The following is a 23,723-nucleotide window of genomic DNA, read 5'->3' as shown; positions in this document are numbered from 1 at the left end:
GACCGATAGTTCCACACACTCTCGACAAGCGATGTAGGGCGACTTACTAAAGCGTCAGGAAAAATCTCGGTCTTCCGTCCGAAGTACGGACAATTACAAGTAGGACTTCAGGTAGTTGATATGGGCTTGCCATGCACGCTCTTGCATGACCGGGGCGAACCGAACCCTGTCGCCCGGCAGACACTGCGCCAGCCTCGCCAGCGCCAACGGCGTCAACGCCCCCAACCGTGGATAACCACCAATGGTCTGGCGATCATTGAGCAGCACGATCGGCTGCCCATCCGGCGGCACCTGCACCGCACCGAGCGGAATGCCTTCGGAAATCATCGGCTGCCCCTGATAGTGCAAGGCGCTGCCCAACAATCGAATGCCCATGCGATCGGCGCGACTGTCCAATGCCCAAGGCGTGTTGAACACATCAAACAGACTCTGTCCGCTGAACTGGCCGATCTGCGCGCCGAGCACGAGATCCAGCGGTGCAGTCGATTTTAAATCCGGCTGTGAGGCCAATGGCACTTCGCGCTGCAACAGCGATTCACCGCGATAACTCAGCGCCGCCCCCTTGGCCAAAGGTAAGCCCATGCCATCCAGACCACCGAGTTCTTCACGTACAACCGTGGCGCTGCTGCCCAACACCTGCGGTGCATCAAAACCGCCGGGCGCTGCCAGATAAGCCCGGGCACCGAGCAACGGCTGAGTGAGTCGCAACGTCTGCCCTTTATCCAATCTGAAACTGCGCCACGGCGCCAGCGGCTGACCGTCGATCTGCGCGCCAAGATCCGCACCGGCCAAGGCCAGCCAACACGCCTCCTCAGCCACCACGGCAAAGCCGCCGAGGGTGATTTCGATCACCGTTGCATCCAGCTGATTGCCGAGCAACCAGTTGGCCCAGCTCATCGAACACCAATCCGCCGCACCACCCTGAGTCACGCCCAGATGCCGCACGCCGAAACGCCCTGCGTCCTGCAACAGGCACAACGGCGTACTCGCCTCAATCATCAGTCGGCTCATGCCAATGCCTCCAGTGGCGTGTCATCACCGCCCAGATTGATGAACTCGGCATGACTGACCGCTTCGAATCGCACGGTGTCGCCCGGTTGCATCAGGCTGTAGCCGTCGCGATTGCGATCGAACAACTTGGCCGGAGTACGGCCGATCAGGTTCCAGCCACCGGGGGATACCACGGGATAGGCAGCGGTTTGCCGCTCGGCAATACCGACACTGCCGGCCGCGACTTTCTTGCGTGGCGTGTTCAAACGCGGCGCCGCCAGAATCTCTTCGACCAGGCCCATGAAGGCAAACCCCGGAGCAAAACCAAGGGCGAACACCTGATATTCACGTCCGCTGTGGCGACGGATCACTTCATCCACCGCCAGACCGCTGCGCTCGGCCAGCAAGCTCAACTCAGGGCCCACACTCAAGTCATACCAGACCGGCAACACATGGCACTGGCCGCTGGCTCGCGCATTCGGTGACAGGTCGATCAACGCCTCAGCAATCAATTCCCGCGCCTGATTCGGGTTCAAAACCGTCAGATCGTAATGCACCATCAACGTCGTATACGAGGGCACCAGATCGACCAGCTGCGCGCCGAAAATCACCCGCAAACGCTCACTGGCAGCCAGCATCCACGGCATGTTGGCTTCGGCGATTTCATCGAACAGACGCAGCATCAGGCAATCCAGTGCCACCACTTCAATCCTTGGGTTCATAAGGCACTCTGCTGATTCAGGGCCTCGCGAATGCGCTGCACGGCAGCCACCGAGCTGGCGTTGTCGCCGTGTACGCAGAGGGTGTTGGCGTGCAAGCGCAAGGCGCTGCCATCGCTGGCGACGAGAGTGTCGCCACGGGCGATGGTCAGGGCTTGTTCGATGATGGTTTCGGCATCGTGATGCACCGCGCCCGGCAATTGTCGTGAAAGCAGTTTGCCGGCGCTGTCGTAGGCGCGATCGGCGAAGGCTTCAAACCAAAGGGTGACGCCATATTCATCGCCGATCTGCTGCGCCGCCGAGTCGTCACGAGTGGCCATCAGCATCAACGGCAGGCTACCGTCGTAGGCGGCCACCGCCTGGATCACCGCACGCAGTTGCGCCGGATTGGCCATCATGTCGTTGTACATCGCGCCGTGGGGTTTGACGTAACTGACCCGCCCGCCCTGGGCTTTGCAAATGCCGTCGAGCGCGCCGATCTGGTAATGCAGGATGTCTTGCAGCTCTTGCGCCGAATACGCCATGGAACGACGGCCGAAACCGACCAGATCCTGATAGGCCGGGTGCGCACCGATCTGCACGCCGTGGCTCAGTGCCAGGCTGACGGTCTTGCGCATGATGCTCGGGTCGCCGGCGTGGAAACCACAGGCCACGTTGGCGCAATCGATGAAGGGCATGACCTGCGCATCCAGACCCATGGTCCAGCTGCCGAAACTCTCGCCAATGTCGCAATTCAATAGCAGGCGGCTCACGGTGAACACTCCTGTAGGTTCTTGTCTTTCTATCCGTAGGACAAATGCCCGTTGGGCATTGCCCCCGCAGGTTACCAGTTACTGCGCATCGAGTTGCTTGCCACGGGTTTCCGGCAGGCTCAACGCCGCAATAATCACCACGCCGTAAGACACCGCCGCAAACGCGCCAATGCCGACGCTCAACGGCACTTTCTGGCTGAGCAGACCGATCAGCAGCGGAAACAAAGCCGCCAGCGCCCGACCGATGTTGTAGCAAAAGCCCTGCCCCGAACCGCGAATTCGCGTCGGAAACAACTCCGTCAGAAACGCGCCCATGCCGCTGAAAATCCCCGAGGCAAAGAAGCCCAGCGGGAAGCCCAGCCACAGCATCACGCCGTTGCTGACCGGCAGTTGCGTGTAAAGCAGAACGATGGTGAACGAGCCGACGGCGAAGAGGATGAAGTTCTTCTTGCGCCCGAGCAGGTCAGTCAAATAAGCGCTGATCACGTAACCGACATAAGAGCCGACAATCACCATCGCCAGATAACCGCCGGTGCCGAGTACGCTCAAACCGCGTTCGTTTTTCAGAAAGGTCGGCAGCCAGGAAGTGATCGCGTAGTAACCACCGAGGGCGCCAGTGGTCAGCAGTGAAGCGCGGAACGTGGTGAAGAGCATGCCCGGCGCAAAGATCTCGTAGAACTTCGATTGATTCTCCGGCGTTTGTCGGGCTTTAGCCTCGCGATAGATCTCCGGATCTTTCACCAGTCGACGGACGAAAATCACGAAAATCGCCGGCACGATGCCAAGGATGAACAGCGCACGCCAGGCGTCTTCCGGCGGTAACAGCGAGAACAGCAGCGCATACAGAATCGCCGTCAGCCCCCAGCCCAGCGCCCAACCGGATTGCACCATGCCCACCGCTTTGCCACGGTCTTTGGCGCGGATCACTTCGCCGATCAGTACCGCGCCAGCCGTCCATTCGCCGCCGAAACCAAAGCCCATCAAAGTGCGAGCGATCAACAGTTGTTCATAGTTTTGCGCGAAGCCGCAGAGGAAGGTGAAGAAGGCGAACCACAACACGGTGAGTTGCAAGGTGCGCACACGACCGATGCGGTCAGAGAGAATTCCGGCAACCCAGCCGCCAATCGCCGAGGCGATCAAGGTGCTGGTGTGAATCAGCCCCGCCTCGCCAGTGGTAATGCCCCACATCGCAATCAGCGTCGGCACGACAAAGCTGAGCATCTGCGTGTCCATGCCGTCCAGACCGTAGCCGATCTTGCAGCTCCAGAACGTGCGACGCTCCTGCTGGTTGATGTTGCGATACCAGTCGAACGGCCCGGGACGCGCCGTTGTCGTGGATGCTTGCAGGGTCTCGGGAGCACTCATGGCTTATCTCCGCAGGTTTTTTATTGGTCTTGTTCGTAGCCCCGACGACGCCTATCGTGAGGACCGGATGCGTCGATTTTTCGTCGCGCGGCCCTGCTGCGTCCAACGAATAAAACCCCGCCTTAGCCATAAGAAAAATTTGTCACTCGAGCCTTGCCCATGAACCTGAAGTTTCTCGAGACCTTTGTCTGGGTCGCCCGACTGAAGAGTTTTCGCCTGACCGCCGACAAGCTGTTCACCACTCAGGCATCGATTTCCAGTCGCATTGCGGTGCTGGAAGGCGAACTTGGCGTGAAGCTGTTTTTGCGCGATTCACGCGGCGTCAGCCTGACGCCCGAAGGGTTGAAAGTGCTGGAATATGCCGAGCAGATGCTCGACACCATGTCAGCGCTCAAGCAATCGATCGAGACTCGCTCAAGCAAGGTCGGCCGCGTGCGCATTGGCGTGATGGACACGGTGATTCACACCTGGCTTAGCCCGTTGGTGGCGCAGATGACCGATCTGTATCCACGGGTGGAAATCGAGCTGGTGGCGGATACCTCGTTGAACCTCTGCGATCAGCTGCAAAAAGGCTTCCTCGACATCGTTCTGCAAACCGATCTGATCCGCCATGAAAGCGTGCGCAGTCTGGAGCTGGCCAGCCATCCGCTGGGCTGGATCGTCGCGAGCAATTCGATCTACAACCGCGACTACGCCGACCTCGCCGAACTGGCGCAGGAACGGATCATCACCTACTCGAAAAACTCCCGACCGCATCAGGACCTGCTGACGTTGATGCAGGCCAACGGCGTACCCGCGCCACGCTTGAATTGCGTGAATTCGGTGTCGGCAATTACCCGCTTGTTACGCGATGGATTTGGTATTGGCGTACTGCCGCCGGTGTTGGTGGCTGAGGAATTGGCGCGGGGGGAATTGACGTTGTTGGCCATTGATCAACGGCCGCCGAACTTGCAGGTGGTGGTGTCGTGGCGGGTGGGCGTCGAGTGGGTCGAGGAGATCGTGACGTTGTGTCAGCAGGTGCTGGCGGGGTATGCGCACAAGGTGGGCACTGACTACATCGCCCTCACACCGTGATCGTTCCCACGCTCCGCGTGGGAATGCAGCCCGGGACGCTCCGCGTCCCTCGAAAGCCGAACGCGGAGCGTCCGTTGAGGCATTCCCACGCAGAGCGTGGGAATGATCCTTACTGCGCTGATCTCAGAGGCCGCGCACGTCGCGGTCTTCGATCGGCCGGCTCTGGCGCAGACGCCGGCCACCGAGTACGACCCAGTCGATCAAGCGGAACAGGCATTCAATGCCGAACGACAGCAGCAACGCGCCGCTCATGCCCCAGATCATTGCTTCCGGGGTCAGCAGGATCTGGTAGCTGTAACCGTTCCAGGTTTCCTTGCGAATATCCGGATCAGCCGCCAGCACCACTTGCAGGAAGCGGATGTACCACGGGCCTTGCATCGCCTGGAACTGCTTGTCCAGCGCGAGCTGGCGGTTGAGCAAGGTGCTCAGGCTGTCGGCATCGCTGCGAAATACCGGGTCTTCACTGGCGCGATAATGCGCGACCAACGCCTGCATATCACCCTTGAAAAACTGCTCGGCCGTGCCCTGAAAACCGCGCAGACCGGTCTGCGCTTCAATCAGGTGCGCCTCGACACGTTTCGCGTAATCGTTGATGAAGCCAGGCACCTGGACACCTATCAACAGGCCCGCCGCAAACAACACCAGCCGTACATAACTGAGCAACATGGGGTGCAATCCTTATTCGGTCTTGCCCTGACTGACGCATTCGCCGCGTCGCCACAGGCTCCATTGGCCCGGTTCGTAGCGGGTCCAGGTTTCGTTTTCGGTCAACGGCTCGGTGGCGATCACCGTGACCACGTCGTTGGGCGTGGTCTCTGCCTGAAAATCGACGATGACATCGACATCCTTCAGGCGCGCCGGGCCGAACGGGGCGCGACGGGTAATCTGTGCGAGTTTGGTCGAGCAATAGCAGAACAGCCAGTCGCCGTCGCTGAGCAGACAGTTGAACACGCCTTTGCTGCGGTATTCGGCGCACGCGGCGACCAGATCCGGCAACAGTTCCTCTATATCGACCGGCTCCGGGAATGCTGCACGCACGCGGTTGAGCAAATCGCAGAACGCGGCTTCGCTGTCAGTATCGCCGACCGGGCGGTAGAAGCTTTTGATCGGGGTGAAATCGGCCAACTGGCCATTGTGCGCGAAGCACCAGTTGCGCCCCCACAGTTCGCGGACGAACGGGTGGGTGTTGGACAGACAGACCTTGCCGACGTTGGCCTGGCGGATGTGGCCGATGACCACTTCGCTCTTGATTGGATAGCGCTGCACCAGATTGGCGACTTCCGACTCGCAACTCGCCGCCGGGTCCTGAAACAGACGCAAGCCACGGCCCTCATAGAAGGCTATGCCCCAGCCGTCGCGGTGCGGGCCGGTGCGGCCGCCGCGCTGCATCAGGCCGGTGAAGCTGAACACGATATCGGTCGGCACGTTGGCACTCATGCCCAGTAATTCACACATGTGCGGACTCTCGGGTTACAGGCGCGGCTCGACCCGCATGCGCTGCGGGTTATTCGGCAGGGGTGGACGGCCATAGCGGTCATCACCGGCGCCGCCAAACGGTTGATCGTCATCGCGGTCATCGGCACGAGCGGCGGCCTTTGCAGCTTCCGCCTGTTCCCGGCGAGCCTTCGAAGCCCGTTCGATCGGGAAGCGGATCAGCACGAAAATCAGATAGATGCCAAACGCGATCATGCCGTACATGAACAGATCGGAGATCGCCCGCCAGGCGTTGTTGCCGACCTTGAAGGCCAGGTCCAGCGCGGTGATGGCAATGGACGGCGCAACCTTGGCTTTCACCGGGTCAATGATGGTCGGGCTGAACAGCAACACCGCCATCAGCACGCGCAGCGGTTCGCGCAACCAGCGCCACATCCAGGTGGTCAGGCGCATCCATACCAACAGGCAGCCCACAGCTGCAAAGGCGTAGAGGCCCCAGGCGATCAGATAGTCGTTCTCGGTCATGGTGTCCATGGCAAGGCAGGCAAAGAGGCGCTTATAGTAACGACTTTTCGCCCGTCCGGCTTGTCCCAATAGACATGCGACCTGTGGGAGCGAGCCTGCTCGCGAATACGGACTGTCAGTTGAAACTTTGTTGTCTGACCCACCGCATTCGCGAGCAGGCTCGCTCCCACAGGGGAATGCGACAGTTTCACGAACTGCGAAAACCTTTATTCCGAACATTGTCCGAGAGCCTTCCATGCCCCAATCCGCCAACGTCAGCAGTGCTCCGATCGCCCACAAGGCCGCCGGCGCCGACCCGTATGCCTGGCTGCAGGAGCGCGACACCGACGCGGTGCTCGATTACCTCAAGGCCGAAAACGCCTACCAAGAGGCGCAAACCGCCGATCAGGCCGAGTTGCGCGAAACGCTATTCGAAGAGATCAAGGGTCGAATCCTCGAAACCGACTTGTCGCTGCCTTCGCCGTGGGGGCCCTACCTGTATTACACGCGCACCACCGCCGGTGACGAATACGCCCGGCACTACCGTTGCCCGCGTCCGGCGGACGACAGCCTGACACTCGACGAAAGCCGCGAACAGCTGCTGCTCGATCCGAATGTGCTGGCCAACGGCGGGTTCTTCTCGCTTGGCGCGTTCAGCATCAGCCCGGATCACCAGCGTCTGGCCTACAGCGTCGACGCCTCGGGCGATGAAATCTACACGTTGTTTGTCAAGGAACTGGCCAACGACAAAGTCAGCGAACTGGAATTCGAAGACTGCGACGGCAGCATGACCTGGGCCAACGACAGCCTGACCCTGTTTTTCGGCGTGCTCGACGACACCCACCGACCGCACAAATTGTTTCGTTATCGCCTCGATGGCACAGCTGCCGAAGAGGTGTTCCATGAGCCGGACGGGCGTTTCTTCCTGCATTGCTACCGTGCAAGCTCCGAGCAGCAATTGCTGCTGTCGCTGGGCAGCAAGACCACCAGCGAAGTCTGGGCACTGGACGCCAACCAACCGCATCTACCGTTCACCTGCCTGGCGCCGCGCGTCGAAGATCACGAATATGACGTCGATCACGGCCTGCTCGATGGTGTGTGGACGTGGTTTATCCGCACCAACCGTGACGGCATCAACTACGCCTTGTATCAGGCGCCGGACACCGGCACCGTGCCGACCGAAGCCGACTGGCAGAACCTGATCCCGCACAACGACACGGTGATGCTCGATGGCGTCAGCCTCAACAGCGAGGCGATGACCCTGAGCTTGCGCGAAGGCGGACTGCCGATTATCGAAGTTCACCCACACGGTCTGGCGCCGTATCGCGTGCAATTGCCGGACGCGGCCTACAGCCTCTATGTGCAAAACAGCCTGGAATTTGAAAGCGACCGCATTCGCCTGCGCTACGAGGCGTTGAACCGTCCGGCGCAAGTTCGCCAGTTGATCCTCGCCAGCGGCGAACAAACGGTGTTGAAAGAAACCCCGGTGCTCGGCCCGTTCGACGCCGATGCCTACGTCAGCCAACGGCTGTGGGCGACGGCGCCGGACGGTACGCAAGTGCCGATCAGTCTGGTGATGAAACGCGAAATGGTCGGCAAAGCGGTGCCGCTGTATCTCTACGGTTATGGCGCTTACGGTTCGAGCCTTGATCCGTGGTTCTCCCACGCGCGCCTGAGCCTTTTGGATCGTGGCATGGCCTTCGCCATCGCCCATGTGCGTGGCGGCGGCGAGTTGGGCGAGGCCTGGTATCGCGCCGGCAAGCAGGAACACAAACACAACACCTTCAGCGACTTCATTGCCTGCGCCGAGTTTCTGATCCGTAACGGCATTACCACTGCGGACACATTGGCAATCAGTGGTGGCAGCGCCGGTGGCCTGCTGATCGGTGCGGTGCTTAACCAGCGTCCTGACCTGTTCGCCGTGGCGATTGCTGAAGTGCCCTTCGTCGACGTGCTCAACACCATGCTCGACCCGGAACTGCCGCTGACCGTCACCGAATACGACGAGTGGGGCAACCCCGAGGAGCCGGAGGTTTACGAGCGGATCAAGGCTTACGCGCCGTACGAAAACGTCAGTGCGCAGCATTATCCGGCGACGCTGGTGATCGCCGGCTATAACGACAGCCGTGTGCAATATTGGGAAGCGGCCAAGTGGGTGGCGAAACTGCGCGCGACCAAGACCGACGACAATGTGCTGTTGCTCAAGACTGAACTGGGCGCCGGGCACGGCGGGATGAGCGGGCGTTATCAGGGATTACGTGACGTAGCGCTCGAATATGCATTTGTTTTCAAGGTTTTGGGCCTGGCCTGAGGAACTCCGTCGGTCACTTGGGTCTTAATTCCAGACCCAAGAGGCCGATACTCCACAGATCCCCGGTAGGCGCTGCCGAAGGCTGCGATCTTTTGATCTTGCCTTTCAGAAAATCAAAATCAAAAGATCGCAGCCTTCCGCAGCTCCTACAAGGGAGGGTGTGAAGCCTGAAACAGTGAAAACACAAAGACCGTGACGACATGTCAGAACCGACCTTCCTGAACAACGAAATCCGCGACTGGCTGATGGACTGTGGCCTGTTCGATCAATTGCAACTGGCCGACTTCGCGGCCGCTTCCGGCTATTTCAGCATCAGCACCGTGGCTGAGGGCGAAGCGATTTTCCGCGAGGGCGACGCCGGCAGTTTCATGTGCATCATTCACACCGGCCAGGTGGCCGTGCAGAAAACCGGCGCTGATGGTCAAGTCATCACCATGGCCACCCTGCGCAGCGGTCGCGCCTTCGGTGAAATGGCTGTGCTCGATGGTGAGCGCCGTTCGGCCACCTGCATTGCCGCGAGCAACTGCCAACTGCTGAACCTCGGCAAGGACTCGCTGGAAAAAATGCTCAACGATGCGCCGAAAATCGCCGCAAAGATCATCCGCGCCCTCGCCGTCTCGCTGTCGAAACGCCTGCGCATGGCCGACGGCCAACTGGCGGCGCAACAGGTTTAACCGCCGGGGGATTTCGCTTTGGTGCCGGTCGGTTCAATGCCGGGCACTGGTTGATCCTTGCTCGGTGGGCTGGGCATTTCGATCGGCACCAGCGGCGGGCTGCCACTGCCGGCGCCCGACTTGGGGATGTTGATCGGCGTGATCTGCGGATACGGCGTCGGTGTCGCGGTGCCGGGCGAGCCGGGTTGCGGCGCCGGGCTGACCGGAATGGTCTGTTGCGCCTGCACTGCAGTAATCGAGAGCACGGCCAGGGCAATGACCGTTAGAATGGTGCGCTTCATCAAGGGCTCCGTTTGGCCTCTAGTCTGCGCTCAGGCTACTCCCAACGGGCCTGCTTGCCTTCCCCCTTGTAGAGATTTCCATGAAACGTTTCGTTCTGCTCGACACCACCCCGATCCCTGAAAGCGGCGGTGCCCTGTGCCTGTTCGAGTATGGCGAGGATTTCGTCATCAAGATCCAGGGCGGCGACGGCGGGCAATTGATGAACACGCGCATGCACGGCTCCGAAGATGCCCTGGCCGAGATTCCTTGCCGCAAAGTCGCCGGGCGGCCGGACTCGCGGGTGCTGATCGGTGGATTGGGCATGGGTTTCACGCTCGCCTCCGCGCTCAAGCATCTGGGTAAAACTGCCGAAGTGGTCGTGGCGGAACTGGTTCCCGGTGTGGTCGAGTGGAACCGTGGCCCGCTCGGCGAAAAGTCCGGTCGTCCGCTGCTTGATCCGCGAACGGTGATCCGTCAGGAAGACGTAGCCAAGGTGCTGCAAAGCGAGCCGAATGGTTTCGACGCGATCATGCTCGACGTCGACAACGGCCCCGAAGGCCTGACGCAGAAGGCCAACAGTTGGCTGTACTCCGCCGCGGGTCTGAATGCCTGCGCCAAAGCCTTGCGCCCCAAAGGCGTGCTCGCCGTGTGGTCAGCCAGCGCCGACCGGCAGTTTTCCGACAAATTGAAGAAGGCCGGTTTCAAGGCAGAAGAAGTCCAGGTCTTCGCCCACGGCAACAAGGGCACCCGCCACACGATCTGGATTGCCGAGAAGCTCAAGGGCTGAGCTAAACTCTGCCCATAACCGTCATTAGTCTTTTACAAAGGTGAACCCATGAGTTCGTCCACCCCAACCAATACGTCGAAGCTGGATCGCATCCTCGCCGACAACCAGCGCGACAAGGAAATGGGCTACCGCGATAAGGCCCTGAAGATGTACCCGCACGTCTGTGGTCGCTGCACCCGTGAATTTTCCGGCAAGCGCCTGAGCGAACTGACCGTGCATCACCGCGACCACAACCACGACAACAACCCGCAGGACGGTTCGAACTGGGAGCTGTTGTGCGTGTATCTGCGAGAAAAATGGTATGCCAAAGCTCTAAGTTAAGCGTTTGCTCGTCACATACCGGCGATTGGCCGTATTTGGCACGATAACGCGAATCACGTACATTAATCGCCCTCCGTCGTCGGAGCCTTTTCTCTAAAACGTGAAGACAAAATGAACCAGACCAAGGACACGTCGAAACTCGACCGCATTCTCGCTGACGCTAAACGCGACAAGGAAATGGGCTATCGCGATAAGGCCCTAAAAATGTACCCGCATGTGTGTGGCAGATGTGCTCGAGAGTTTTCGGGAAAACGCCTAAGCGAGCTAACGGTTCACCATCGCGACCATAACCATGACAATAACCCTCAGGATGGATCAAACTGGGAACTACTTTGCCTTTTCTGCCATGACAATGAGCACTCTCGCTACACAGACCAACAATATTTTTCTGATTCCTCTACTAGTTCCCCGAAAATCTCCACCGCAACGCACAATCCATTCGCCGCACTTGCAGAGCTGATCAAAAACAAGAACTAACACATACTCATTGATGATCGAAGCCCTAATACTGTATGCGCACCCAATCATTACGGTTAAATTTATTTATGACAGCATGAGCAATTACTGCCTCCCCACACCAAACCCAAAAGCTAAAACAACAACTTACAGAAGATATAGCAAAACGACTACCTCACCCTGACAAGAGAACTCCAGGCCACGATTAGCCTGCAGCAGAATGACTAAGTACTCCCGTTAGCGCTGGGCCAGGGGGAGGTTTGCTCCCTTACCTTCCACTAAGTCTGACAATATATTGGTTACTGATTTACCCGTCACATTGGACGTCGGGATCTACTAAACTCACTACATCTGGCAACATCTTAGTGGGTTTCCGCAGGCCAGCTCAGTTGAGTCCCATGACGAAGCGAGCCCAGATAGCGATTCTATGTAAGTTCATCTTAAACTTATGAGCAGTTGATTTTCCTAGGCTATTTGAGTAATCAATCAATTGCTCAATCTTGGCCGCAGCAAGCTAAATGGGCTTCGCCAAAAAAAGCCGGATGCTGCAGGCTTGGTGGTAGCTACCGACATTGAGCACGCCCATCAAATTGCTAAGGCCCTGGATACCAAAGGGGAGGATTGCCGCATCGTGACAAACAGAACTCCGGACGCTCAGCTCGTGATCAACGCATTTAGGCAGAGCAATTGCCGCTGGATTGTTGCTGTCGGGATGATAAGTGAGGGAACCGACATTCCACGCCTGCAAGTGTGCTGCTACCTCAGCCGTATTCGAACCGAGTTGCATTACCGGCAAGTGCTGGGACGAGTACTTCGGCGAACGGGTGAATCTGATGATCAAGCGTGGCTGTTTATGCTAGCGGAATCGACGTTGCAAGGCTTTGCGGAGCGGATTGCAGAAGATCTACCCGATGACCTAGCGGTGTTGGATGAAGTGCAATCTTCAGCTTCTACTTATGGCTCAAGACTAGGTATAAATGGTATTGCATGCAATGATGACGGTCGAAATGACGGTATTAAAAGGGACGATAGGCAGCTTATTGGAGCTGACTCCGCGAACATCATTTCTCTAGGAGGGGACGCAACCGTAGCAAACTATCATCTAAGCTTTTCCCAACATTATAGACAGCAAGTGCTCGCTTGTTTTTAACGCACGAAGATTAGAAATTAACGCGATTTAGACCAATAAAACGTGTATCAAACTAACTGTCGGCAAGCTTAAAAAATCAACCTCACAAATAATAGATAAGGTTAATCACGAGGTGTATTCAGAATACTGACCGACATTAGGCGCGTAAGGCATTAGTGAGTCAGAAATCATCAGGAGCCTTTTTTGCAAAAATATATAATGGGCAGAACTGCATTGGAACTGAGCGATGCTCATTCTAGTGGCATGTCCGACCAGTATTGCCTTGAGTCCGTATCCCCGAAAATCATGGTACTTCAAGCAACAAAATCCTTCTAGCAAACCCTCTCAGATCCTTATGCACCTATCAAAGTCAGTTTCACTTTGTTCGGCCAAGGGTGCGGTGGGCGGCAAAACCCCGGTATTGTTGAACGCCGCATCAATCTTGCCGAAACGCTTTACGTCGGACATCACCAAGGCTTCGACGGAAGCGGCTTTGGAGACGTCGGTTTCAATGAACATAGCGCCCCCTCCTTGTTCTTCAATCAATTTGACAAGTGTCAATGGCGCGTTAATCGACATCGCCTACGACCACGTTGGCGCCGTTGCTCGCAAAGGCAAGCGCAGTGGCTCGACCGATACCGGTCGCGGCACCGGTGATCAACACAGTTTTGCCTGCATATTCGAAAGGATTTGTACTCATATCTGCTCCTCGCTTTAAATGTAAGAACGCCAGAAAAACCCACCAGGGATATTCCAGCACTTCGGATATCCAAGATAGTGTCCACTAAAAAATGGTGTCGACTATCTTGGCTAATTTGGAGGGCTGTCAGGAGAGGGTACTGGCCGGGCGGTTACTGAATATCAACTCAGCGTTCCCGCATGGCCTCCTGGGCTTTGTTGAACGGTTTGACCAGATAGTCCAGCACGGTCTTGGAGCCGGTCTTGATGTCCACCGTTGCGATCATCCCCGGCACAATGGCAAAGCGCTGACCGGCTTTGTTGGTGAGCACGTTGGAGTCTGTTTGGATGAACACTCGGTAGTAGTAGTTCTCCGGCTTGACCTTATCCTGGATGGTGTCTGGAGAAATCGTCACCACCTTGCCGTCCAGCCCGCCATAGATCGAATAGTCATACGCGGTGAGTTTCACCTTGGCCGTCTGGTCTGGATGGATGAAGGCGATATCCCTGGGTGAAATGCGCGTCTCCATGAGCAGTTGATCATCCAGCGGCACAATCTGCATCAACTTGCCGTTAGGCGAAATGACACCGCCGATGGTCGTCACCTCGATGCCCTTGACGATGCCTCGAACAGGCGACAGTACGGTCAGGCGCGTCAATGAATCTTCCCGCCCACGAATCACCGAACTCAACGAGCTGACCTCGGAACGCGCCTTGGCCAGCTCTTCTCCCGCCTGCACCTGATAGGAAGAGCGCAGTTCGGTAGTCTTGAGTTGCAGCTCGCTACGCTGACGCTGCAGGCGGATCACTTCGACGTTGCTGGCAGCGCCGGTCTTGGCCAGTGATTGGGTGATTGTCAGCTCTCGGTCGACCAACCTGAGCGAATCGTTCACCCCGGCCAGGGATTCCTTGAGCCGGCTGATACGCTCCTGATACAGCCTGGTTTCGCGCTTGATCAGCTCGGGGTAGCCCTGCAATTCGTCAGGAAAGCTCAGTGGTTTACCGTCCACCTCCGCCTGCAACCGTGTGGCACTGGCCAGGACAGCCCGATAGCGCGCAGCGCTCTCCTCGACATTCGATTCGGACTTCGTCGGGTCAAGCTGGGCTAACACTTGCCCCTGCTCCACCAGGTCGCCTTCAGCAACTTTGAGCGCCGCCAGGATGCCGCCTTCCAGCGATTGAATGACTTGCTCATGAGAGCTGGGGATCACCTTCCCGTCACCCTTGGACACTTCGTCGAGCCGGCCCAGCCACGCCCAGGTGCCCAGGATCAGCACGATCAACACCAGGCTGCCGATGGTCCGCGTCGAATGATGCAGCGCCGCGTCATCGGCCGGGTCCATGGCCTCCAGCGTTTTTTTATTGCGTATATAGGCACGCAACCGCGCCAGTTTTTCGTGAACATCAGCCATGCTGAGATGCTCCATTAGAATGAGTGGCGCTGAGTCGGCGGATCGCTTCCTCCTTGGGTTCATCCAGCACGATTTTGCCGTCATCGACGACGATGATTCGCTCGACCAGCTCTAACAACGCAGGGCGATGGGTGGCAATCAGCAAGGTCTTGCCCTGCGCCCATTGGTCGAGATTTTCCAGAAACAGGCGCTCTGCCCCTTCATCCAGTGAAGAGGTCGGCTCGTCCAGCAACAGCACGTTGGGTTGGCGCAACAACAGGCGAGCCAGCAACAGCGATTGTTTCTGGCCACCGGAGAGCCCAAGCCCCCCTTCCAGAATCAAATGATCCAGGCCCGTCGGCAGCTTTTTGATAAACGCAGCGGCGCCGGTCAGGGCCAGTGCCGAGAGCACTTCCTGATCAGCGGCCAACGGCGCGCCCAGTTTCAGGTTCTCGCGGATGGTGCCGTGGAACAGGTGCGAGTCCTGGGTCAACAAGGCTACATCCCGGCGCACGTCTGCCGGGTCCAGGTGTTGCAACGCCACGCCATCCAGGCTGACCAGGCCAGAGCGTGAGTCCACGCCCCCGACCAGCGCCTGCAGTAGCGTGGACTTGCCTGCGCCGTTGCGGCCCAACACGGCAATTCGTTCGCCGGCACGGATTTTCAGTTGGCTGACTTGCAGCACCGGGCTGTCGCCGCCATAGGCGAACACCGCCTGGTCCAGCACATAGTCGCCGTACAGGTGAGAGCGGTGGACTTTGTGGCTGTGTTCGGGATGGTCGGTGGGCAACCGCATCAGTTTGTCCAAGCCTTCCAGGGCGGTCTTGGCCTGCTGCCAGCGAATGATCACCTGAGTCAACTGGGCCATCGGCGCCATCATGCGCGAGCCGAGGATCGAGGCCGCCACCAGCGAACCGGTGGTCAGGTCGCCCGCCATCACCATCGGCGCGCCAAAGAAAATCACCACGGCAAACACCAGGGTCTGCATCGATTGCGACCAATACTGCAAACGATGGGTCAATGCCTTGAGCCGCAGGTTTGCCGATGCGGTGGTAGCGTTGTAATGGTTCCAGCTCAGCTGGAATTTCTGCTCGGCTTGCAGCGCCTTGACATCCTCCATGCCCTGGATGGTTTCCACCAGCAAGGCGTTGCGCAGGCTCGACTCACGCAACGCTTCGTTGGCCAGGCGCCCCAGCTTGGCCTGGCACAACAGGCCCGGTGTAACCATCAACACCAGCGCGCACAGCGGCACCAGTACCAGCGGGCCGACCAGCAGCCAGAATACGCCGAGGAACAGCAGGAAGAACGGCAGGTCCGCCAACGCAGTAATAGTGCTGGAGGTGATCAGTTCGCGAATCTGTTCCAGCTCGCGAATCTGGGAAATGAAGGTACCGGTGGAACGCGGACGGGCCGAGTTGCGCAACCGGATGGCATGGCCAAAGACCTTGTCCGACAGACGCGTGTCCGCACGCTTGCCCAGCAAGTCGGTGACATGGGAACGGGCATTGCGGATAGTGAAATCAATACCGGCCGCCAGCAGGACCCCGATAAACAGGACATACAGGGTCGGCATGGAGCCGGCAGGAATCACTCGGTCATAGGTCTGCATGGAAAACAGCACGCCGGCCAACCCCATCAGGTTGGCAACCAATGAGGCGAACAGTACATAGCGATAGGACTTCAAGTCCTGCAGGACGATGCCCTTGAACCAGTTTTTGTCATACGGTTTGATGTAGTCGTCCACTCGGACGTCGGCGCGATTACCCACCGGGCGCAGCAGAATGACACGGCGGCATTGCTCCAGTAGCTCCTGGCGCGACAACACCGTGGCCAGGCCATGGTCGCCGCTGAGCCGGACTTGCAGCAGATCCTCGGCACGCAAGCCTTCGATCAGCGCCAACTGGCCGTCGGCCAATTGCACCAACAAGGGCAAACGCCATTGAGTCAGGTCTTCGGCCTGTAACTCATCATCAATCTTGACCGACAGTCCCAAATGTTTGGCAATGGCATACAGTTGGTCATCGGAATGTACACTGTCCTGCCAGGCGGCTGCCAGCCGAGCATCCTCAGGCGAGAAGCTCAGGTTGTAATGGCCAGCAACAAGCAACAACATTTCCAGCCAGGGCGGGGAAACAGCTGACGGGTTGGCTTGCAGTGGCTCTTGGACACGGCGGCTCATGGCAAACGCTCACGGTAGGTGGCGTCGTTGGCAGCACCAAACGACTGACTGAGATGGCCTGCGCTATACAGGCAATTGATCTGTAACCGGCGCAGGCTATTGAGCGTGGTCTGCTGCTCGACCCGCGACAAATAAGCCTCTTGCTCAGCATTGAGCAAGTCCAGCAAGGGCCGGGTGCCCAACTCAAGGTATTGCTGGCGGTAGAGCACGCGAGTTTCATTGATCGTGCTTTCGCGCACGGTTTGGGCACCCAGGCTGGCATGCAACTTCAGCACCTGGCTTTGCGACTGCTGCATTTCCTGACGCGCGCGCAAACGGGCGGTATCGAGGCCGGCCTGGGAGGATGCCAGGGCTCGCTCGCTGGCCGCTTTGCCGGCCTGGATCGCGTTACCTTGATAGATCGGCATGCTTGCGTTGAGAAACACGCTGTAGCGGTTGCGGTCCTGGCCTGTGCCAGTGCTGCCATCCAACTGATGGCTGAATGTCGGCTCCAGGGACAGCGTCGGCAGTGCGGCCGCCTTGGCCGAGGCCACTTCGGCCTGGGCGCGAACCACCCGCGCCTGGGTGGCCTGTACCTCGGGGTTGTCCTGCATGTTGGCGTCGACCGGCTGGCACGACTGCTCCAGCTCTCGCGGAAAATGGTCTGAAACGCCCTCGACCGAGGGTTGCGCGGTCAGGTTCGACAACGTGGCAAATGCCCGCGCCAGGTTGGCTTGATGCTGGAACCCGGTGACCTTGGCGGCTTCGATACGCGACACGGCTTGCACATAGTCCGAGCGGGTACTGGCGCCCATGTCGAGACGCTGGCGCGCCAGGTCGGAGACTTTTTCCAGGCTGTCGATCTGGTCCTGGGTAATCGCGATCAACCGCTGGTAATACTGACCATCAAGAAAGGCCAGTGCGGTATTCATGGCAACCTGCTCGACACTCAGGCGCACGTCTGCCTCACGCTCGGTAACACCAGCCTGGCTGGCCTCGACGGCGCTGGACACCTTGCCGAAGTCATACAGCATCTGCGAGGCACTGACGTCAAAGACCTGGGCGCTGTGACTGCCAGGCACACCACTTTGGTAGCCGGTGCGCACGCCGCCGCTGATCCTGGGGTAATAGCCGGCCTGCGCCACTTCTACCCGCTGCACTTGTTCATTGACCCCTTCCCGGGCCCGCAGGATATCCGGGTACGAGGTTAAGGCCTGGCGCACGGCCGCATGCATATCCAGCGCCGCGGTGCCCGCAGTGGCTAAGTTACTCACGCTCAGTTGGGGAGCGGAAGGTGGAAGAAACTGCCCGGCTTCAATCAATGAAACCAAAGATGGCGCGGGGAGCGTTTCTTGCACTTGACTGTTCTTGATCGGTTGCACGGTAGGCGCAACCTGAACTTGGGGTTGGCCATGCACAGAGGGTGCATTGACCTGCCCGACCACACCGCCCGAACCAAACGATAAGGCTATCGTCAGGCAGGCAATATCACGCCGGGGATGGAATATCCGGAACATAATTGACACTCAGGAAAAATAACCCTGGGCCATACAGCCCAGGGCTCTGTCATTGCGACTTAAACGACGGAAACACCGCTCTCAACCCAGAGGTCTTTCTTCGAGGTTCCATCGATGTAATGCACATACTCATGGCCATCCAACGACGCCTTGACGCCATCGGGCTTCCACGAATCCGGCAAGTCCAAGGTTGAGGCAGACGTCGACTTCGAGTTCGACAACGTGCCATCGGCTTGCAAGATATCGTTCAAGGTCACCGTCAACGCGGGCTTGGCCGGATCGTCCTTGGCTTGCAGGCTGACCACCTTGTTGACGTCCAAGTTTGGCCCTTGGCCCAAGTTGAACGACGGCAGTGCAGTGTCGCTGTCGACGTCTCTATCAACCTGGCTTTCCGGCTGCGCGAGTTGCCCCGCTAGATCAGCCGCGGGGGCCACACTGGTCGGCACCTCGTTGAGCTCGGCGACGAGCTTGGAGTCGGCAATCTTCACCGCAAGGGTGGAGGTCACTGTCTCGCCGTTCGTGTGCCGTACCTGATACGAGAAGGTCTCGATTTCATTCAGCCCCGTCAGGCTGAGCTTTGGCGTGTAGGTGTACTCACCGTTTGCCGCGATTTTGAGATCACCGTATTTGCCGACAATGGTTTCCTGATTGATCGAAGACACCGATTTGCCATCGACGCTGACGATGCTGGCCTCTTCACTGCTGACCAGATCACCCGAAACGGAATAAGCCTTGATATCAATGTGGAAGCTTGACTTGAGGATGGCTCCCCCAGCAGTCCTGGCTTCGTACGTGAACGTCTCGGTCTGGTCCGAAGGGGTGGAATTGCTGTTCTGCCTGTAGGTCGCTTGACCATCGGCGCTGATGGTCAGGTCACCAAACTGGCCTTTGACCACCGTGCGCACTTCACTGGCCAGCGTCGTGCCGTTGACCTTTAACAACGTTGCGCCTGCAGGCAGAATCAGGTCACTCTTTATCGCACTGTTGGCAAAACCACCAACGAACGAGGTATGAACAACTTCGGTGGTAACGGTTTGAGCCCCGACCCCCACACCGGCGAGGTTATTGGCCGTTACCCTGTACTCACCCGGCATTTCATAGGTCAGGGAAATACCCGACTTGTCCGCAATGATCGGCAAGACCGACACGTTGAGCAGCCCGCCTCCGGTACTGCTGCTCACGTTAACCCATTTGCCATCGATGAGTTTCTCCAGCGTCATGCTGTTGTAGTTAACCAGATCAATGTTGAACGGTGCCGAGATAAAGATATTAATCTGGACCTTTTCATTGTCACTGACAACGAACTGTAAACTGTTCGATGTCGGCATAATCTGAAAGCCGAACAGGCCATTACTAACGAAATTGGCACCCCAGTTAAGGAACGAGGTGCCCACTGTGACGAAAGTAGCGGATTTGCTCTGCTCCAGGTTGGCGATGTTTGGATCAATAAACTGGCTGACGGTGACTTCATTGTGTTCCGCCACCAATTGATAAGGCGCCGTTACCGACACTGAACCTGTAGAGGTGGACTGGTTATCCAGGGACGCTGAAGTCACCTGCAACACTGCCCCGCCCATCTGTGCTTTTATAGGCACTGCATAGTTGCCATCGGCATCGACGGGTTGTTCGCCCAGGGTCTCGCCCGCGGCATTTTTCACCACCACCTTGGTATTGGGTGTGGCCTTGCCGGAAACGAGTTTGCCATCGGCACTGATCATCGCGCTCAGCGGGGCCGGAATTGGCTCGCCTGGCACCTGAGGTGCAATCAGTTCGGTTGGCAGCGACTCTTTGCCCCCCAGCTCAGCTACCACCGTTATCTTGCTGCCCGCAGGCTGCTTGGCAATGGTTGCGGCGAAAGTACCGTCCTCGCTAGCCACTATTGGCCCGGCCAGCAATTGGCCACTGGCGTCCTTGACCGATATGCTCGCACCCGGCAGGGTCTTGCCGCTGATCTGGGTGCCGGCTGTATCCAGGTGAGCTTCCGGTTGTGGCGGTCGCTCGACCTCGGTGGCTGGAGTTTTCACATAGGCCGGTGCGGACTCCACGCCCTGCCCTTGTGCCGTCACTGCCAGAGTGCTATCGCTCGGCTGTTTCGGGATATTGACCACAAAGGTGCCATCCACCTGGACAACTCCAGAACCGATCACTTTGCCCTGGGCATCCTTGACGCGGATGGTCTCGCCCGTGACGCCCTTGCCTGTCACATGGGTGCCGGCTTCGTCGATCAGCACCTCGGTTGGCGTATTGGAGGCAATATACGGCGTTATGACCGATTCAGACTCAGACACCTTGCCATTGGCCTGCAACGCGACATTCAACAGTTGCCCGCCCGGCTGCACGGGGATAGTGACCTCGAAGTTGCCGTCCGGCCCGACCAAGCCCTTGGCAATCACGGTGGTATCGTCCGTCGCCTTGATCAGCACGATGGTATTGGGCGTGCCCTTGCCCTTCACCTTGGTGCCGGTGACGTCCACACTGACATCGAACGGCTTGGCAATCGTGTCCTCCGGGCTCAGGGGTACCAGCAACTGCGCTGGCGCCGAGACCTTGTCACCCTTGACCGCACTGATGGCTAGCTTTGCACCGCCCGTCTGCGCCGGAATATTGGCCGAAAACAAACCATCGGGCCCGGGTGTGAACGTGCCCAGTTCCTGTTGGGTATCCACATTGACGATCTTGACCGTTTCATCTGGCTTGACCTTGCCCAACACGCGAGTGCCGCTGGGGTTGATACTCAGGTCGGTAGGTGGCAATGGCAGGTCCGCATCGATAAACGGTGCAACGACAGAAACGGTTGGTGATGCCTTCTCCGCGTTGTAGGCCGTCACGCCCAAGATGGCGCCGGTCTTCTGAGGGGTGCTCAAGGCAATCTCGACAGAACCGGCCTTGCTGACCACGCCACTGCCCAATTCCTTGCCATTGGCATCCGTGACCTTGATGATTTCGCCCGGCTTGCCCTCGACCGTTACCGCGCTGCCGGTGTTATTGATCACCGCGTTACGCGGCGCCAGCACAGGCACCTGCAGGGTGACGGGCGCCGACTCCAGGCTGCCCAGACTGACCGTCGCCTTGAGGTTTTCACCGCTCGTGCCGGAAGGCAATACCACACTGCCCTTGCCATCTGCATCCAAAGGTACACGAACGATTGTGCCATCCGGGTTGTTGATTTGCACAATACCGTTGGGCTTACCTTCTACGCTCACCTGCCCGGTGACCGCATCGACCACGCCGAACACCGGCACAAACAGCGGCACTTGAACGTTGGTGGTCGGAGACTGCTTGTCGCCGTCCGTGATCACAACACCGACCTTCTCGCCGCTGGTGTTGCCCGGCACCGTCAAGGTGCCCTGTCCGTTCGGGTCAAGGCGCACTGGCTCGCCAATTGGGTTTCCGTCCTTGTCTACCACCTGCGCGGTCGCACCTGCCTTGCCGGTGACCACCACATTGCCGGTGACTGGATCCACAGGACCCAACTGCGGAGCCAACAGCGGCACTTGAACGTTGGTGGTCGGAGACTTCTCGCCCTCTACCGTGACCACAACACCGACCTGCTGGCCGCTGGTGTTGCCCGGCACCGTCAAAGTGCCCTGGCCGTTCGGGTCAAGGCGCACTGGCTCGCCAATTGGGTTTCCGTCGCGGTCGACCACCTGAGCGGTCCCACCCGGTGGGCCGGTGACCACCAACTCGCCGGTGGCTGGATCCACAACGCCCACCTGCGGAACCAACAGCGGCACCTTAACGTTGGCGGGCGGAGACTTCTCGCCCTCTACCGTGACCACAACACCGACCTGCTGGCCGCTGGTGTTGCCCGGCACCGTCAAGGTGCCCTGGCCGTTCGGGTCAAGACGCACTGGCTCGCCAATTGGGTTTCCGTCGCGGTCGACCACCTGCGCGGTCCCACCCGGTGGGCCGGTAACCACCAACTCGCCGGTGACTGGATCCACAACGCCCACCTGCGGAACCAACACAGGCACCTTAACGTTGGCGGGCGGAGACTTCTCGCCCTCTACCGTGACCACAACACCGACCTGCTGGCCGCTGGTGTTGCCCGGCACCGTCAAGGTGCCCTGGCCGTTCGGGTCAAGGCGCACTGGCTCGCCAATTGGGTTTCCGTCGCGGTCTACCACCTGCGCGGTCCCCCCCGGTACGCCGGTGACCAGTAATTCCCCAGTCTCGGGATCTACCGTGCCCAGCGTCGGCTTCATCAGCGGCAGGGTGAGTGCTACGGAAGGATCAGACTGAAGGCCATTCGCCGTCTGAGTCGTAGTGATAGTTTGATGACTGGCACTCGCAGATAGCTCGACCTGCGCAAGTCCGTCATTATCCAGCGTGCCCGAGGCAAGTACCTGACCACCCTCCCCCTTGACCTCAAAGACAGCGCCAGGTCGCCCCTGGACGATAAGCTTGTTGGTCTGGGCATTAAAACTGACCACCGGCGCAGCCGGTTTGCTAGCACTGGCGGTACCGTTTCCACCGTTGCCGTTGCCGCTACCGTTTCCACCGGCACCGTGACCGCCACCGCCACCGCCACCGCCACTTGCCAGCGCCACTACGCCGCCAAGCCCAAGAGCACCAAGGAGCCACATGAAGGTGTTGTCCCCGTCCTCCACGAGCAGCTCATCTACATTAGAGATTTCTTTTAAAGTGAGTGATGCTTGGCTTGGTTCATAAGTCGCGTGCCAGAACTTCCCTTCGTTTTCCAGCACCAACTCATTGTGCAGACCGTCAGCCGCCACAATAAAAAAGCCTTTGAGCACGACCTGCTCACCGGACTTCAATACGATGACCAAATCGTTGCCAGCCCGGGAAGCAGACTTCAGCGTTTCAGGATTCAACGAAATCTTTACGATACTGGGGCTGCCAACGGTGGTGGAACTGCCCGTTGCCTGCTCTACCAATTTTCCAGATTTGATATCTATCAAACTAACCTGCGCCATACCTGCTTTCGCTCCAAATATGAGAAACCCGGCTGAGCGGCCTTCAAAAAGCTTCGAAGGCCGAGCAGCCAAACCAATAACGTCCGGTCACACATGTCGTGTTCGAACATTTACCGTGCATATATTCGTGAGAAATTCCTGACCAATATGTAGGATATTTCCTAGGAGCATCAGGGCTGACTCGAGCAGGCGTTTCAGAAAAAAGGAGAGAAAAACCATGACGATCGATGACGAGCCAGCCAACGCTGGCCCGTTTTTTTGACGT

At 58.5% G+C, this 23,723-nt stretch carries 21 protein-coding genes; 7 read left to right on the top strand and 14 right to left on the bottom strand.

Annotation, left to right across the window (positions count from 1 at the left end):
- Positions 1–93: 93 nt before the first annotated feature.
- The 4 genes from P3G59_RS07665 to P3G59_RS07650 form a co-directional block, all read right to left on the bottom strand.
- On the bottom strand, positions 94–1,011 hold the full coding sequence (locus tag P3G59_RS07665; RefSeq protein ID WP_277761092.1) for a biotin-dependent carboxyltransferase family protein: 918 nt from the start codon (positions 1,009–1,011) through the stop codon (positions 94–96).
- Positions 1,008–1,712, bottom strand: coding sequence for a 5-oxoprolinase subunit PxpB (gene pxpB, locus P3G59_RS07660; RefSeq protein WP_277761091.1), 705 nt, complete (start codon positions 1,710–1,712; stop codon positions 1,008–1,010). Before pxpB ends, P3G59_RS07665 begins: the two co-directional genes overlap by 4 nt.
- Positions 1,709–2,461, bottom strand: coding sequence for a 5-oxoprolinase subunit PxpA (locus tag P3G59_RS07655; protein ID WP_277761090.1), 753 nt, complete (start codon positions 2,459–2,461; stop codon positions 1,709–1,711). Before P3G59_RS07655 ends, pxpB begins: the two co-directional genes overlap by 4 nt.
- 78 nt (positions 2,462–2,539) lie before the next feature.
- Positions 2,540–3,826 carry an MFS transporter gene (locus P3G59_RS07650; RefSeq protein ID WP_277761089.1) on the bottom strand — a complete coding sequence of 429 codons (1,287 nt, stop codon included), beginning with the start codon at positions 3,824–3,826 and terminating at the stop codon, positions 2,540–2,542.
- Positions 3,827–3,985: 159 nt separating this feature from the next.
- On the opposite strand from P3G59_RS07650, the gene P3G59_RS07645 reads away from it, so the two are divergent.
- Positions 3,986–4,900: a LysR family transcriptional regulator gene (locus P3G59_RS07645; protein WP_277761088.1), complete on the top strand. Its 915-nt coding sequence runs from the start codon at positions 3,986–3,988 to the stop codon at positions 4,898–4,900.
- A gap of 123 nt (positions 4,901–5,023) precedes the next feature.
- Here the strand turns inward: P3G59_RS07645 and P3G59_RS07640 are convergent, their stop codons facing one another.
- Genes P3G59_RS07640 through P3G59_RS07630 form a run of 3 tightly spaced genes read right to left on the bottom strand, consistent with a single transcriptional unit; the run spans position 5,024 to position 6,868 of the window.
- Complete coding sequence (locus P3G59_RS07640; RefSeq protein ID WP_277761087.1) at positions 5,024–5,566, bottom strand: DUF2937 family protein; 543 nt, start codon at positions 5,564–5,566, stop codon at positions 5,024–5,026.
- A gap of 12 nt (positions 5,567–5,578) precedes the next feature.
- Positions 5,579–6,355 carry a class II glutamine amidotransferase gene (locus P3G59_RS07635; RefSeq protein ID WP_007911322.1) on the bottom strand — a complete coding sequence of 259 codons (777 nt, stop codon included), beginning with the start codon at positions 6,353–6,355 and terminating at the stop codon, positions 5,579–5,581.
- Positions 6,356–6,370: 15 nt separating this feature from the next.
- Positions 6,371–6,868, bottom strand: coding sequence for an MFS transporter (locus P3G59_RS07630; RefSeq protein ID WP_277761086.1), 498 nt, complete (start codon positions 6,866–6,868; stop codon positions 6,371–6,373).
- Between the two features lie 226 nt (positions 6,869–7,094).
- Between P3G59_RS07630 and P3G59_RS07625 the strand changes: the two genes are divergently transcribed.
- Positions 7,095–9,149 carry a S9 family peptidase gene (locus P3G59_RS07625; RefSeq protein ID WP_277761085.1) on the top strand — a complete coding sequence of 685 codons (2,055 nt, stop codon included), beginning with the start codon at positions 7,095–7,097 and terminating at the stop codon, positions 9,147–9,149.
- A 200-nt stretch (positions 9,150–9,349) separates the two neighbouring features.
- Positions 9,350–9,823 (top strand): cyclic nucleotide-binding domain-containing protein, encoded by a 474-nt coding sequence (locus P3G59_RS07620; RefSeq protein ID WP_016771227.1) that lies wholly within the window; start codon positions 9,350–9,352, stop codon positions 9,821–9,823.
- Here the strand turns inward: P3G59_RS07620 and P3G59_RS07615 are convergent.
- Positions 9,820–10,104: a hypothetical protein gene (locus tag P3G59_RS07615; RefSeq protein ID WP_277761084.1), complete on the bottom strand. Its 285-nt coding sequence runs from the start codon at positions 10,102–10,104 to the stop codon at positions 9,820–9,822. The genes P3G59_RS07620 and P3G59_RS07615 overlap by 4 nt on opposite strands.
- Positions 10,105–10,184: 80 nt before the next feature.
- Here P3G59_RS07615 and P3G59_RS07610 point away from each other — a divergent pair, with 80 nt between their 5' ends.
- The 4 genes from P3G59_RS07610 (at position 10,185) to P3G59_RS07595 (ending at position 12,798) form a co-directional block, all read left to right on the top strand.
- Positions 10,185–10,871, top strand: coding sequence for a hypothetical protein (locus P3G59_RS07610; protein ID WP_250603557.1), 687 nt, complete (start codon positions 10,185–10,187; stop codon positions 10,869–10,871).
- A gap of 48 nt (positions 10,872–10,919) precedes the next feature.
- Positions 10,920–11,192, top strand: a complete 273-nt coding sequence (locus P3G59_RS07605) for a YajD family HNH nuclease (RefSeq protein WP_277761083.1) — start codon at positions 10,920–10,922, stop codon at positions 11,190–11,192.
- 111 nt (positions 11,193–11,303) lie between these two features.
- Entirely contained in the window at positions 11,304–11,669 is a 366-nt protein-coding gene (locus P3G59_RS07600) for a YajD family HNH nuclease (protein ID WP_277761082.1), read from the top strand.
- A 469-nt stretch (positions 11,670–12,138) separates the two neighbouring features.
- Positions 12,139–12,798, top strand: a complete 660-nt coding sequence (locus P3G59_RS07595) for a helicase-related protein (protein WP_347276970.1) — start codon at positions 12,139–12,141, stop codon at positions 12,796–12,798.
- 324 nt (positions 12,799–13,122) lie between these two features.
- On the opposite strand, the gene P3G59_RS07590 is transcribed toward P3G59_RS07595, so the two are convergent.
- From P3G59_RS07590 to P3G59_RS07565, 6 genes are all read right to left on the bottom strand, one after another.
- Complete coding sequence (locus P3G59_RS07590) at positions 13,123–13,356, bottom strand: SDR family oxidoreductase (protein WP_277761081.1); 234 nt, start codon at positions 13,354–13,356, stop codon at positions 13,123–13,125.
- The gene (locus tag P3G59_RS07585) at positions 13,346–13,477 is read right to left on the bottom strand and encodes an SDR family NAD(P)-dependent oxidoreductase (protein ID WP_277761080.1); all 132 of its coding nucleotides are present in this window, start codon (positions 13,475–13,477) and stop codon (positions 13,346–13,348) included. The genes P3G59_RS07590 and P3G59_RS07585 overlap by 11 nt, the downstream gene beginning before the upstream one ends.
- A 166-nt stretch (positions 13,478–13,643) precedes the next feature.
- On the bottom strand, positions 13,644–14,798 hold the full coding sequence (locus P3G59_RS07580; RefSeq protein WP_277762120.1) for an HlyD family type I secretion periplasmic adaptor subunit: 1,155 nt from the start codon (positions 14,796–14,798) through the stop codon (positions 13,644–13,646).
- A gap of 61 nt (positions 14,799–14,859) precedes the next feature.
- Positions 14,860–17,025, bottom strand: a complete 2,166-nt coding sequence (locus P3G59_RS07575; RefSeq protein ID WP_277761079.1) for a type I secretion system permease/ATPase — start codon at positions 17,023–17,025, stop codon at positions 14,860–14,862.
- The gene (locus tag P3G59_RS07570) at positions 17,022–18,278 is read right to left on the bottom strand and encodes a TolC family outer membrane protein (protein WP_277761078.1); all 1,257 of its coding nucleotides are present in this window, start codon (positions 18,276–18,278) and stop codon (positions 17,022–17,024) included. Before P3G59_RS07570 ends, P3G59_RS07575 begins: the two co-directional genes overlap by 4 nt.
- Before the next feature lie 302 nt (positions 18,279–18,580).
- Complete coding sequence (locus P3G59_RS07565) at positions 18,581–23,458, bottom strand: Ig-like domain-containing protein (protein ID WP_277761077.1); 4,878 nt, start codon at positions 23,456–23,458, stop codon at positions 18,581–18,583.
- Positions 23,459–23,723 lie beyond the last annotated feature (265 nt).

The sequence above is a fragment of the Pseudomonas sp. A34-9 genome, from assembly GCF_029543085.1.
Taxonomy (GTDB): domain Bacteria; phylum Pseudomonadota; class Gammaproteobacteria; order Pseudomonadales; family Pseudomonadaceae; genus Aquipseudomonas.
This window is presented reverse-complemented; position numbering and strand designations above follow the sequence as displayed.